13 protein-coding genes and 1 tRNA gene are annotated in these 13370 nt (G+C 63.5%); 12 read left to right on the top strand and 2 right to left on the bottom strand.

What is annotated here, in order from left to right:
- The first annotated feature begins 58 nt into the window (after positions 1-58).
- The 7 genes from pepN (at position 59) to GRI68_RS12310 (ending at position 7134) form a co-directional block, all read left to right on the top strand.
- On the top strand, positions 59-2716 hold the full coding sequence (gene pepN / locus GRI68_RS12280) for an aminopeptidase N (protein ID WP_160617544.1): 2658 nt from the start codon (positions 59-61) through the stop codon (positions 2714-2716).
- On the top strand, positions 2709-3425 hold the full coding sequence (gene pgeF / locus GRI68_RS12285) for a peptidoglycan editing factor PgeF (RefSeq protein ID WP_160617545.1): 717 nt from the start codon (positions 2709-2711) through the stop codon (positions 3423-3425). Before pepN ends, pgeF begins: the two co-directional genes overlap by 8 nt.
- A gap of 219 nt (positions 3426-3644) precedes the next feature.
- Complete coding sequence (petA, locus tag GRI68_RS12290) at positions 3645-4235, top strand: ubiquinol-cytochrome c reductase iron-sulfur subunit (RefSeq protein WP_160617546.1); 591 nt, start codon at positions 3645-3647, stop codon at positions 4233-4235.
- Between the two features lie 10 nt (positions 4236-4245).
- On the top strand, positions 4246-5538 hold the full coding sequence (locus GRI68_RS12295) for a cytochrome b (RefSeq protein WP_160617547.1): 1293 nt from the start codon (positions 4246-4248) through the stop codon (positions 5536-5538).
- 34 nt (positions 5539-5572) lie between these two features.
- Complete coding sequence (locus GRI68_RS12300) at positions 5573-6451, top strand: cytochrome c1 (RefSeq protein WP_160617548.1); 879 nt, start codon at positions 5573-5575, stop codon at positions 6449-6451.
- Positions 6452-6468: 17 nt separating this feature from the next.
- Entirely contained in the window at positions 6469-7023 is a 555-nt protein-coding gene (locus GRI68_RS12305) for an adenine phosphoribosyltransferase (protein ID WP_160617549.1), read from the top strand.
- Positions 7024-7060: 37 nt separating this feature from the next.
- Positions 7061-7134 (top strand) — tRNA-Gly (locus GRI68_RS12310).
- A gap of 92 nt (positions 7135-7226) precedes the next feature.
- On the opposite strand, the gene GRI68_RS12315 is transcribed toward GRI68_RS12310, so the two are convergent.
- The gene (locus GRI68_RS12315; protein WP_160617550.1) at positions 7227-8447 is read right to left on the bottom strand and encodes a GGDEF domain-containing protein; all 1221 of its coding nucleotides are present in this window, start codon (positions 8445-8447) and stop codon (positions 7227-7229) included.
- A gap of 113 nt (positions 8448-8560) precedes the next feature.
- The gene (panC, locus tag GRI68_RS12320) at positions 8561-9409 is read right to left on the bottom strand and encodes a pantoate--beta-alanine ligase (RefSeq protein ID WP_160617551.1); all 849 of its coding nucleotides are present in this window, start codon (positions 9407-9409) and stop codon (positions 8561-8563) included.
- A gap of 67 nt (positions 9410-9476) precedes the next feature.
- Between panC and GRI68_RS12325 the strand changes: the two genes are divergently transcribed.
- From GRI68_RS12325 to GRI68_RS12345, 5 genes are all read left to right on the top strand, one after another.
- Positions 9477-10283, top strand: a complete 807-nt coding sequence (locus GRI68_RS12325; protein WP_160617552.1) for a division plane positioning ATPase MipZ — start codon at positions 9477-9479, stop codon at positions 10281-10283.
- The gene (locus GRI68_RS12330) at positions 10280-10579 is read left to right on the top strand and encodes a J domain-containing protein (protein WP_160617553.1); all 300 of its coding nucleotides are present in this window, start codon (positions 10280-10282) and stop codon (positions 10577-10579) included. The genes GRI68_RS12325 and GRI68_RS12330 overlap by 4 nt, the downstream gene beginning before the upstream one ends.
- A complete protein-coding gene (pgmG, locus tag GRI68_RS12335) occupies positions 10576-11979 on the top strand; it encodes a phosphoglucomutase/phosphomannomutase PgmG (RefSeq protein WP_160617554.1) in 1404 nt (467 codons plus the stop codon). Before GRI68_RS12330 ends, pgmG begins: the two co-directional genes overlap by 4 nt.
- Before the next feature lie 81 nt (positions 11980-12060).
- Complete coding sequence (locus GRI68_RS12340; RefSeq protein WP_160617555.1) at positions 12061-12390, top strand: DUF4282 domain-containing protein; 330 nt, start codon at positions 12061-12063, stop codon at positions 12388-12390.
- Between the two features lie 53 nt (positions 12391-12443).
- A complete protein-coding gene (locus GRI68_RS12345) occupies positions 12444-13337 on the top strand; it encodes a DUF2059 domain-containing protein (RefSeq protein ID WP_160617556.1) in 894 nt (297 codons plus the stop codon).
- Positions 13338-13370: the final 33 nt, after the last annotated feature.

Raw genomic sequence — 13370 nt, forward strand, 5'->3', positions numbered from 1 at the left:
TTGAACGATCGCGGCCCACGCGCGTTGTGGCCACAAAACCCGAGTTTGAAGGATTACCATGGACGTAGCACGCACTCCCTCGACCGCCGACGGCAACCCGATGATGGCCGATGCGCCGCCCGAGCCGCACGTTCCGGCGACGATCCGGCGCGAGGATTACACCCCGCCCGCCTGGCTGGTCCCCGAAGTCGCCCTCCATTTCGATCTCGGGATCGAGAAAACGGTGGTCCGTTCCGAGCTCAAAATAGTACGCAATCATACGTCTGATCGGGCGCCGAACATCCGCCTGAACGGCGACGAAATCGAGCCCCGAACGGTGCTCTGCAACGGCAAGCCGTGCGAAAGCTGGACGATGGACGGCAACGACCTGCTCGTCAGCATCGAAGGCGACGAAGCGCTGCTTTCGATCACCACCGAACTCACGCCCGACCAGAACAGCAAGCTGATGGGTCTCTACGCCTCCAACGGCATGCTCTGCACCCAGTGCGAGGCCGAGGGATTCCGGCGCATCACCTTCTTCCCCGACCGGCCCGACGTGCTGTCGACCTACACCGTGCGGATGGAAGCGCCGAAGGACGTGCTGCCGGTGCTGCTGTGCAATGGCAACAAGACCGGCGAGGGCGATCTCGATGGCGGGCGCCACTGGGCCGAATGGCATGATCCGTGGCCCAAGCCGTCCTACCTGTTCGCGCTGGTGGCGGGCGACCTTGTCGCACTGGAGGACAGCTTCACGACCATGGGTGGGCGCGAGGTCGATCTCGCGATCTGGGTGCGCGAGGCCGATCTCGGCCGCACGCAGCACGCCATGGATTCGCTCAAGAAATCGATGAAGTGGGACGAGGAAACCTTTGGCCGCGAATACGATCTCGACGTGTTCAACATCGTCGCGGTCGGCGATTTCAACATGGGTGCGATGGAGAACAAGGGCCTCAACATCTTCAACACGAAGTATGTGCTGGCCGACCCCGAAACCGCGACCGATGGCGATTACGACGGCGTCGAAGGCGTGATCGCGCACGAATATTTCCACAATTGGTCGGGCAATCGCGTGACCTGCCGCGACTGGTTCCAGCTCTCGCTGAAAGAGGGCTTCACCGTGTTGCGCGACCAGCTCTTCAGCCAGGACATGCAGGGCGAAGCGGTCAAGCGGATCGAGGATGTCCGCGTGCTGCGCGCGGTGCAATTCCCCGAGGACAGCGGCCCGCTGTCGCACCCGATCCGGCCCGACAGTTACCAGGAGATTTCCAACTTCTACACCTCGACGGTCTACAACAAGGGCGCCGAAGTCATCCGCATGATGCGATCGATGGCGGGTGAAGAGGCGTTTCGCAAAGGCTCCGACCTTTATTTCGAACGGCACGACGGCGAAGCGGCGACCTGCGAGGATTTCATCACCGCGATCGAGGACGGGGCCGGTCTGGACCTCAAGCAATTCCGCCGCTGGTACGAACAGGCGGGCACGCCGCGCGTCTCGGCCGCGTTCAAAGATGGACAATTGCAGTTAACGCAGGAGGTCCCCGCGACCCCCGGCCAGCCCGACAAGCAACCCGCCGTGATCCCGCTGCGGGTGGCCCTGTTCGACCGTTCCACGGGGAAAAGTGCGGGCGAGCGACTCGTCGTCCTCGACCAAAGTGAAGCGAGCTTCAGCTTTGAAGATTCGCCTGCCGATGCCGTGCTTTCGATCAATCGCGGGTTTACCGCGCCGGTCGCGCTCGATGTCGAACGGGGCGAGGGCGATCTCGTCTTCCTTGCCGCCAATGACGACGATCCGTTCGCGCGGTACGAGGCTTTGCAGGAGCTCGTAATCGGCCATCTTCTCGCCGAAGCGGGTGCCGATGGCGCGGCGCGCAGCGATGATACGAGTCGCGCGGCGCTGGGCGAAGCCTTCGCTGCCATTCTCGACGACGGGGTGGTCGATGATGGGGCGCTCGACGACCAGATGCGCGGCGAGATGCTGCTGCTGCCGCCGGTGGCCTATCTGTGCGAGCAGGTGCTGGTCGCCGATCCGGTCGCGCTGCACCAAGCGCGCGAGGGATTGAAGGCCTGGCTCGGCAGCGAATTGCGCGATCGCTTCGAAGCGATGCACGACCGCGCGAGCGCGGTACCGTATTCGCTCGACCGCAAGGCGCGTGGCGCGCGCAAGGTCAAGACGCAGGCGCTGGTCTATCTCGCAGCAGCCGACGGCGCTGCCGCAGCGTCGCGCGCGAAGGCGCAGTATGATCGCGCCGGCAATATGACCGATCGGCAGGGCGCGCTGATGGTGCTGGCCGGGCTCGAACAGCCCGAGCGCGACGCGGCGCTGGAGGATTTCCACGCGCGTTTCGACGGCAACGACCTGGCGATCGACAAATGGTTCGCGCTGCAGGCGGGGTCGCTCCATCCCGATGTGATTTCGCAGGTGAAGGCGTTGGCCGATCACCCCGATTTCCGCCTCAACAACCCCAATCGCGTGCGCTCGCTCTACATGGCCTTCGCTGCCAACAAGGCCGGCTTCCACGATCCCTCGGGCGAGGGCTATCGCCTGATCGCCGACCTGATCCTTGCTCTCGATCCGATCAATCCGCAGACCGCGGCGCGTTTCGTGCCGCCATTCGGGCGCTGGAAGCGGATGGCCGAACCGCATGGCACGATGATGCGGGAGCAGCTCGAAAGGATTGCCGCCGCCGACGGGCTGTCGCGCGACACCTACGAGCAAGTGAACCGCAGCCTTGGCTGACCTGTTTTCGCCCCTTCGCGCCGAGGCGCTGCGCGGCATTCCGCACGGTTTCTTCGGCCGCGAAAGCGATTCGGAAGCGGACAGGCCTTTCGAGGCCGAGCGCGAGGCCGTTCTGCCCGGCGCAGACTTCGCCATGTTGCGGCAGACGCATTCGCCGCAGGCGATCATCGTCGAGCGAGCCTGGAATCATGAAGAGCGCCCCGAAGGCGATGCGCTGGCGACCAAGGTGCCGGGCCTGTTGCTCGGCATCGTCACCGCCGATTGCGCCCCGGTCCTGCTCGCCGATGCCGAAAACGGCGTCATTGGCGCAGCCCATGCCGGGTGGAAGGGCGCTCTTTATGGCGTGACCGATGCGGCGATCGTCGCGATGGAACGCCTCGGCGCCAATCGTGCGAAAATCCGCGCCGCGATCGGGCCGTGCATCGCGCAGGCGAATTACGAAGTGGGCGACGATTTCGGCAACGCGTTCCTCACCGCCGATCGCCGCAATGCGCGCTTTTTCCGCCAGGGCAAGCCGGGCAAGGTGCACTTCGATCTCGAAGGCTATCTCATGGCACGGCTGGTCCAGGCCGGGATCGCGATCGTCGAGGCCTCCCATACCGATACCTATGCCGACGAGGCGCGGTTTTATTCCTACCGCCGCGATACCCACCGCGATGTGGTGTGCCACGGGCGGCAGGTCTCGCTGATCGGCCTTTCGCCGGACTGACACTTGGCTTCGCCCAGGCGACCCTTGCACGGTTGCGGACAAAGGGTGCCGAAATTGCGGTTGATGGTGCGGGGTTTCGCGGCTATCAGCCGCGCCAAAGTCGAGCCCGCAAAGCGCAAACGCGTGTCGGGACGATCCCCGTTCCGGGGGCCACCATCGGGTATCGGCTGGACTGCATGCTCCCGGATCCGGGAGAATAAAGAGGGCAAGGCGAAGCACATGGCAGATCAGGCGATTGCCGGTAACGATAGTGCGGCGACGGTCGTCACCAAAGGTGACGGAACCGACGCCGGCGTCCGTCGGCGCGATTTCATCAATATCGCGGCGATTTCGGCGGCGGGTGTCGGCGGAGTGGCCGTGATCGTGCCGCTGGTGAGCCAGATGTCGGCGTCGAAGGACGTGCTGGCCGAAAGCAGCACCGAGGTCGATGTGTCGGCGCTCGAGGAAGGCCAGGCGATCAAGGCGGTTTTCCGCAAGCAGCCGCTGTTCGTGCGCAAGCTGACGCCGCAGGAGATCGCGCAAGCCAACGGTGTTTCCCTGTCGGCCCTGCGTGATCCCGAAACGCTGGCCGAGCGGACGCTCGAAGGCCACACCAACATGCTCGTTACCATGGGCGTCTGCACCCATCTGGGCTGCGTTCCTCTGGGCGCGGGCGAAGGCGAGAACCGCGGCGAATATGGCGGCTATTTCTGCCCCTGCCACGGCTCGCACTACGACACTGCCGGCCGCATCCGCAAAGGTCCGGCGCCTACCAATCTGGTCGTTCCGGAATACACGTTCCCGTCCGACACCCTGATCCGCATCGGCTGAGGTAGATACGATGAGCTTTCCCTGGGCCAAGCACTACGAGCCGACCAACGGCGTGATGAAGTTCTTCGACGAGAAGCTGCCTTTGCCGCGCCTCGTCTACAACGCCGTCGGCGCCGGTTACCCCGTGCCGCGCAACCTTTCCTATTTCTGGAATTTCGGCGTGCTGGCAGGCTTCTGCCTGATGCTGCAGATCGTCACCGGCGTGGTGCTCGCGATGCATTATGCGCCCAACACGCTGGTTGCCTTCGATTCGACCGAGCACATCATGCGCGACGTCAATTGGGGCTGGCTGATGCGCTATGCCCACGCGAACGGCGCGAGCGCGTTCTTCGTGGTGGTCTACATCCACATTTTCCGCGGCCTCTATTACAGTTCGTACAAGGCCCCGCGCGAAATGATCTGGCTGCTCGGCGTGGTCATCTTCCTGCTCATGATGGCGACCGCTTTCATGGGTTACGTGCTGCCCTGGGGCCAGATGAGCTTTTGGGGTGCCAAGGTGATCACCGGCCTGTTCGGTGCCATTCCTCTGGTCGGCGAAGGCCTGCAGAACTGGCTGCTCGGCGGCTTCGCCCCCGATAACGCTGCCCTGAACCGCTTCTTCAGCCTCCACTTCCTGCTGCCCTTCGTGATCGCGGGCGTCGTGATCCTGCACATCTGGGCGCTGCACATCCCGGGTTCGTCGAACCCGACCGGTGTGGAAGTGAAGAAGGAAAGCGACACGCTGCCCTTCCACCCGTATTACACGGCCAAGGACGGTTTCGGTCTCGGCGTCTTCCTGATCATCTATTTCGCATTCGTGTTCTTCATGCCGAATGCGCTTGGCCACCCGGACAACTACATCCCGGCCAACCCGCTCTCGACCCCGGCGAACATCGTTCCCGAATGGTATTTCTGGCCGTTCTACGCGATCCTGCGCAGCTTCACCGCGGACTTCTTCTTCGTCCCGGCCAAGCTCATGGGCGTGCTCGCGATGTTCGCCTCGATCCTGGTGTGGTTCTTCCTCCCCTGGCTCGACAAGTCGCCGGTCCGCAGCGGCCATTATCGCCCGCTGTTCCGCAAGTTCTTCTGGTTCGGCCTGCTGCCCTGCATCGTGGTGCTCGGCTATTGCGGCGGCGCGCACCTGACCTTCTGGACCGTGTTCCTCGGCCAGCTGGCGACCGCTTACTACTTCCTGCACTTCCTCGTGATCCTGCCGATCGTCTCGCTGGTCGAACGCCCCGAGCCGATGCCCTATTCGATCACCGAGGCCGTTCTGGGACACGATCCGGACAGTCCGATCGGCAACAAGCCGGCCACAGCCTGAACCCGGGCCTGAGATTTAGCGAAAGACGAGTATCATGATCCGCATCTTCGGCATCCTGACCGGCCTATTCTTCACCATCGCAGTCCTGTGGTCGTGGGGGAACGACACCTATTCCGGCTTCGTCGAGCCCGCGCCCGAAACGGCCGAGCATATCTATCACGAAGAGGCCGAGGGCCCCGAAGGCGGCTTTGCCCACGAAGGCCTGTTCGCCAAATGGGATTATGCGCAGCTGCAGCGCGGCTACCAGGTCTACAAGGAAGTCTGCTCGGCCTGTCACGGGCTCAAGCAGGTGGCGTTCCGCAACCTCGAAGAGATCGGCTACACCGAAGGCCAGGTGAAGGCGGAAGCCGCTGCCTGGCAGGTGCCGGGTATCGATGGAGAGACCGGTGAAGCCACGCTCGTCGACGGCACGCCGACCGATTACTTCCCGTCGCCCTATGCTAACGACATTGCGGCCCGCGCAGCCAACAACAATGCGATCCCGCCGGATCTTTCGCTGATCACCAAGAGCCGTCATGGCGGGGCGGACTATGTCTACGCGCTGCTGACCGGCTATCGCGAACAGCCGGCCGCACTGGTCGAAGAATTCCCCGGCACGAAGACCGCGGCCGGCCAGTATTACAACCCGGTGTTCCATTCGCTGAACATCTCGATGGCGCCGCCGCTGACCAGCGAAGGTCAGGTGACCTTCGGCCCCGGCAATCCGGATCCGACCATCGACCAGATGGCCGAAGACGTGTCCGCCTTTCTCACCTGGACGGCCGAACCGACCCTGGTGAAGCGTCGCCAGACGGGCTGGGCCTTCCTCGCCTTCCTGCTGTTCGCCACGCTGCTTGCCTACTTCTCGAAGAAGCAGGTTTGGTCGCGGGTGAAGGGTGGCGATGTGGGCGAAAAGACCGCACTCGACGATTGAAAGCCGGGGGCAGCCCGATGACGGACGCCCCCGCGCTCTCCTGCGCTGAACTCAAAGCACTCGTGCGCACGGTGCCGGACTTTCCGGCACCGGGTATTCAGTTCCGCGATATCACCACGCTGATTGCCGATGGCCCGGGCCTTGCGGCCACGATCGCGCACCTTGCCGGGCGTGTCGAAGCAAGCGGCGCCGATATGGTCGCCGGCATGGAAGCGCGCGGCTTCATCTTTGGTGCAGCGGTCGCCGCACGGCTCGGCATCGGCTTCCTGCCGGTCCGCAAGCCGGGCAAGCTCCCGGTCGAAACCATGGGCGTGGATTACGCGCTGGAATACGGCGCAGACCGGCTCGAGATCGATCCCGGCGCGGTGAGAGACGGCGCGCGCATCGCGCTGGTCGACGATCTGATCGCCACCGGCGGCACGGCCTGTGCCTCTGCCGCGTTGTTGCGCAAGGCCGGTGCGGTGGTCGACCATGCATTTTTCGTCATCGATCTGCCCGATCTGGGCGGCGCCCAGCGCCTTCGCGCCGAGGATATCGGCGTCGATGCGCTGATGGACTTCGAAGGCGATTGATTTTTTCGATTTCCCGCGCCACATGGGCGTCGAGCGGGCGGGTATAGCATAGTGGTAATGCTCCAGCCTTCCAAGCTGGCTAGAGGGGTTCGATTCCCCTTACCCGCTCCAGCCACTTTCCGCACCATTTCCCATTGCGCGTGAAACCTTCGGTGATGTCGTGCCATGTGCGCATGCGCACAGGCCTTGGCTTCGTCTGTCGATCAGCTTAGTTCGCGCGTCCTTCGGGCTCGACCAGGTTCAAAAAGTGATTCCGTGGATCGCGGAAGTTCCGTACCTGTCTCGGTCGCTATTCGATTCCGGCCCGCAGTCTTCGCAGCGTAGAGGCACTTGTCGGCGCGGTTGAATACGGTTTCCCAAGCTTCGCCTGGTGAAAGCGCGGTGACCCCGAAACTTGCCGTGATCGTCTTGTTATCGGCGATCCCTCCAAAGCGGTGATTGGCCAATGCAAGTGCCAAGCGCTCCGCGCACGATCTGGCCGCATCGACATCGCCGTCAGCGATCAGGATCATGAACTCCTCTCCGCCGAATCGACCCAGAATGTCCTGTGTGTGGGTGTTCCGACGGATAAGCTGCCCGACGTCCCTTAGAACGTGGTCGCCGACATGATGGCCATAGGCATCGTTGATACGCTTGAAATGATCGAGGTCGAGCAGCACCAACGCTCCCTGCCCCCCCGACCTTTTCAATAGGCCCGTAGCCGCTTCCTCGAAGCCTCTTCGGTTCAGGGTTCCGGTAAGAGCATCGGTGTTGCGCTCCGTCCGCATGTCTTCGAGAAGATCGGAGAAGGCGGCATTGAAGATGGCCAATGCCAGACTTACGCCCAGGATCGAAAGCGAGAGTTGCAAGGTCTGCCAGAACGCGGAATTGGCAAAGGCTTTCTCCCCGACTGGCGCGGTGAAACCTATCGTTAGAAGCGTTCTAGGAAAGAAATGGAGAGCGAAAACCAGCAAGGTCCAGAACAGGATACGATCGGCAGTCCGCTCCAGCCGCGCGGTTTTCAGGCGCAGCGCTGCGGCCAGCAGCACAAGCCCGTAGCCGAAATTCTGGATGTACACCCGCGCCAGCAAATTGCGTTCGATATAGAAATAATAGGCGGTGAGGATGAGGAATCCTGCAAGTACCACGGGAAACCAGATCCAGGGAAACGGGCGTCGCGAGCGCAACAGGATCGCCTGCGCACCGAGTAAGACCGCGCACGTATAGAACGCACCGGAGACAAGTGCATTCAAGCCGGTCGAATTGGGCCAGTACACGATCTGGGAAATAGCGCCGACCGCAAACAGGGCGCATGTCAGAGCGAGCAGGAGGAGATAGGGCCGCCGACGATCGACCAACCAGGCGCCGACGAAGGCCAGGCCGAATACTATCATGATACCCGGCCCGATCAGCGATAACGTAAGTCTGACGACCACCGCGTCCATTGGGTCCCATTCCTGTCGTGAAGAAGTCGCAACGTCTATCTACGGAGGGATTTAAGTTCTCGTAAAGTGGGCAAGCCAGTCCACCACAAGATTCGGACCGCCCGTCATCGGAATCACACCGCCATATTGTCGATCAGCCGCGCCGGGCCGATCCGCGCCGCGACCAGCAGGCGCGCGGGCCGGGCACCCACATGCGTCATCGGCTCGAGCGATACCGGATCGCGCAATTCGGCATAATCGACCGAACTGAACCCGCTGTCGAGCAGCGCTTCCCTCAGTCCCGCCAGCACGTTGGCCGGATCGCCGCCCTGCTTCATCACCGCAATCGACGCCTGCATCGCACGGGGCAGCGCTGCGGCCTGGGCGCGCTCTTCGGCGGAGAGATACGCATTGCGCGAACTCATCGCGAGCCCGTCCGCCTCGCGCACGATGGGCACGCCGTGGATCGCATCCGCCTTCGGACGAACCAGATCGAGATCGCGCGCCATCCGCCGGATCACCGCCAATTGCTGCCAGTCCTTCTCGCCGAAGAACGCCATGTCGGGACGAACCTGGTTGAACAGCTTGCACACTACCGTTGCCACGCCGTCGAAATGACCGGGGCGATCGCCGCCGCACAAGCCCTCGCTGACGCCCGAGACCGAGATATTGGTGGCATAGCCGTTGGGATACATCGCCTCGGGCGTCGGTGCCCACAGCAGCGCGACACCCTCTTTCTCGAGCAATGCCGAATCCTTCGCCAATTGCCGCGGATAGGCGTCGAGATCCTCTCCCTCGCCGAATTGGCGCGGATTGACGAAGATCGACACCGCCACGTGATCGGCGAGACGTTTTGCCTCGCGCACCAGCGTCAGATGCCCCTCGTGCAGCGCGCCCATCGTCGGCACCAGCGCGAGCGTGCCGCTGTCGCGCAAGGTGTCGACTGCGATGCGCAGTGGACCGAGGCGGTCGATGGTTTGCACGGGCTATTCCCCTCCGATATTGGCGTTGCGACGGCCTAACGGGCCGCTTGCAGGATAGAAAGAGATTATGCCCGCCGCCGCTCCCCACCGGATTGTCTTCGCCAACGAGAAGGGTGGCACCGGAAAATCGACCACCGCCGTGCATGTCGCGGTCGCGTTGGCCTATCGCGGGGCAAAGGTTGTGGCGATCGACCTCGATCCGCGCCAGCGCACGCTGCACCGCTATTTCGAAAATCGCGCCGAAACCGCCCAGCGCCGGGGGATCGACCTGCCCACTGCCACTTTCGGGGTGCATGACGGTGAGGATCCGGTCGAACTCGAAGCGCGGGTTGCCGAGCTTGCCGCGGGGCACGATTTCGTCATCTTCGATACGCCGGGCCGCGACGATCCGCTGGCGCGCCATGTCGCGACCCAGGCCGATACGCTGGTCACGCCGCTCAATGACAGCTTCGTTGATTTCGACCTCATCGGCCAGGTCGATGCGGAGACCTTCAAGGTCCGCCGCCTGTCCTTCTATGCCGAACTGATCTGGGAAGCCCGCATCGCGCGCAGCCGCGCCACGATCGAGGAACAGCGGCGCGAGATGGACTGGATCGTGGTCCGCAACCGCACCGGCTACACCGAAGCGCGCAACCGCCAGCGCATCGAACGCGCGCTGGGCGAGCTGTCAAAACGGGTCGGCTTCCGTATCGCCCAGGGCCTGTCCGAACGCGTAATCTATCGCGAACTGTTCCCCAGTGGCCTGACCCTGCTCGACAAGGGGCACTTGGGCGAGCTGGGTACCAGCCACTTGGTCGCGCGGCAGGAACTGCGCGAGCTGCTGATGGCGCTGCGGCTTCCCATCGGTGACGCGAGCGGCCACAAGGGCGCATGATCAAATTCGCCATCCTGGTCCTTGCGCTGAGCGTGCTGTGTCGCTGGGCCCTGGGCAAGTGGCCGTGGGACTATATGCAATCCCCCCCGCGCCGGTCCGATCGCTTGCGCGATGCGCGCCGCGTGCTGGGGCTCGACGCCGACGCGACCCGCACCGAGATCCGCGAGGCCTATCGCCGGATCGCGTCCGACATCCATCCCGATCGTGGCGGCGACCATGCGCGCCTTGCCGAAATCACCGCGGCGCGCGATACGTTGCTGGCGAACCATCCCGATGACAAAGGCGATTCACGATGAGCCACGACTTCGACCCCACCGTTCTGCGCGAATACGATATTCGCGGAATCGTCGGCGAAACGCTCGGTCCCGACGATGCGCGTGCAATCGGCCGTGGCTTCGCGACGCTGATCGGCCGCGCGGGCGGATCGAAGGTCGCGGTCGGCTATGATGGTCGCACCAGCTCGCCGATCCTCGAACACGCCTTGGTCGAAGGGCTGACCGCGAGTGGTTGCGACGTCGTGCAGATCGGCATGGGGCCGACCCCGATGCTCTATTATGCCGAGGCGTCAGCCGAAGACGTGGACGGCGGCATTCAGATAACCGGCAGCCATAATCCCGCCAATTACAACGGCTTCAAGATGGTCTTCCAGGGACGCCCGTTCTTCGGGGAAGACATCGCCCGCCTCGGTGAAATGGCCGCAGCCGGCGACTGGGACGACGGGGTTGGCTCGGTCGAGGACCGCGCGGTGATGGACGCCTATATCGACCGCCTGCTCACCGGGCTCGACGAGGTAGACGAGCAGGCCCTCGCGAACCTCAAGGTCGGCTGGGACGCAGGCAATGGCGCTGCCGGCCCTGCGCTCGAAGCGCTTGCGGCGCGCATGCCGGGCGAGCATCACCTGCTCTACACCGATGTCGATGGCGAATTTCCCAATCATCATCCCGATCCTACGGTCGAGGAGAATCTGGCCGACCTGCGCGCGCTCGTCGCCGAGAAGAACCTCGATTTCGGCGTGGCATTCGATGGCGACGGCGACCGGATCGGCGCGATCGACGGCGAAGGCCGGGTCATCTGGGGCGACCAGTTGCTGATGATCTATGCCGAAGACCTGCTCGCGCGCGCGCCCGGGGCGACGATCATCGCCGATGTGAAGGCCAGTCGCGCGCTGTTCGACCATGTGGCCGAACACGGCGGGAAGCCGATGATGTGGAAGACCGGCCACTCGCTGATCAAGTCCAAAATGAAGGAAACTTCGAGCCCGCTTGCGGGTGAGATGAGCGGCCATGTGTTCTTCGCCGACACTTATTACGGCTATGACGATGCGCTTTATGCGGGCGTCCGGCTGATTGCCGCAGCGGCCCGGCTGGGCCGCTCGGTCACCGAACTGCGCGGCGCGATGCCCGCCATGATCAACACGCCCGAGATGCGTTTCCAGGTCGATGAGAGCCGGAAATTCGCCGCTATCCGCGAAGTCGAGGAACGGCTCGCCAACAGCGATTCGGATGTCGACGGCACCGATGGCGTGCGCGTGAGCACCCCCGATGGCTGGTGGCTGCTGCGCGCTTCGAACACGCAGGACGTGCTGGTCGCGCGGGCCGAAAGCGACAGCGAGGAAGGCCTCGCCCGCCTGATGGCGCAGATCGACGAACAGCTCGCCCTCAGCGGCCTCGCACGCGGGCCACAGGCGGGGCACTGAAACCCGCATCTCCCTCGCTTGACAGCCTCGTTCCTTAGTGGTCCTTTGATCGCAGGGGTCGCGAAGCAAGAGGGGAATTACATGGCAAAGCAGAGTTTTTCGCCGGGCGACCTGTTCCAGTTCGAACGGATGGTCGCACCGACGGTCTTGAAGATCGTCTACTGGATCGGGCTCGCCGGCATCGTGATCTACATGCTGGTCGCGTTCGCGGGGGCGCTGAGCATCATGGACTACGCCCCGGGGCAGGGGATTGGCATGCTGCTCGTGGCGATTCTGGGCGCGGCCTTCGCGTTCCTGTTTTGGCGAATCATGGTCGAGGTCTACATGGTGCTGTTCGGGATCTTCGAGCGGCTTGGCGAGGTGCGCGATCACCTGCGCGGAACCAGCAGCGACGACACGACAATCGAATAGCACGCAGGAGGGGCGGCGCGGTGCCGCCCCTCGCATTTTCAGGAGATTTCGAGATGAAGATCTGGGCAGCGGGACTTTCGGCATTGGCGCTGGCCGTCGCGACGCCGGCTTTGGCGCAGGACGAAGAACAGAACGAAGAACTCGGCATGGAAGCGCTGGGGGAAGCGATCACTTCCGATCCGGACTTCCAGAAATTCCTCGAAGCGTTCAAGCCCGAGCCGCTGACGCCCGAACAGGAAGCGCTGGTCCCGCTGGCGAGCGACGTCGTTGGCGCGATGATCCCGCAAGGCGCGATGGGCGAGATGTTTTCCGCCATGTTCCAGGATCTGACCGAACCTTTCGCCCTACTCGGTGGCGACAGCCAGACCGGCACCGCCAGCGAATTGCTGGGATGGTATGTCGATGGCGACGATCTGGGCGAAGACACATCGGCCGAAGTGGTCGCGATTATCGATCCGGCGCGCGAACAGCGCAAGGAAGCCGAGACGCAGGCGATCGAGGACGGGATCATCGACGTTATGACCGCGCTCGAGCCCGCGATGCGCGAAGCCATGGCCAAGGCCTACGCTGCCAATTTCACCCGCACCGAGCTGACCGATATCGGCGCGTTCTTCTCGACCCCGTCGGGCGCATCCTTCGCCAGCAAGAGCTACAAGCTCGCCAGCGATCCGCGGATCTGGGTGGGGATGCTCGATAATCTACCCGAATTGATCGGACCGATCATGGGCGCAGTGATGGAAGGCCAGGCAAAGATCGAGTCCTTGCCGCAGGCCAAGACCTACGCCGAACTCACGCCCGGCGAACGCAGCCGGCTCACCGCGCTGACCGGCCTGACCGCAACCGAGCTCCAAGAAGCGATGTCGCTGGCGGACGAAGTTACCATGGAAGAGGCCGAAGACGCGATGGAAGACGAAGCCGGCGCGATGGAGGACGATTACGACAGCTGACCAGCAAGGAACGCCTGCGCTGTCCGATCGCTG

Origin of the sequence: Alteriqipengyuania halimionae (assembly GCF_009827575.1) — a bacterium.
Lineage (GTDB): Bacteria > Pseudomonadota > Alphaproteobacteria > Sphingomonadales > Sphingomonadaceae > Alteriqipengyuania_A > Alteriqipengyuania_A halimionae.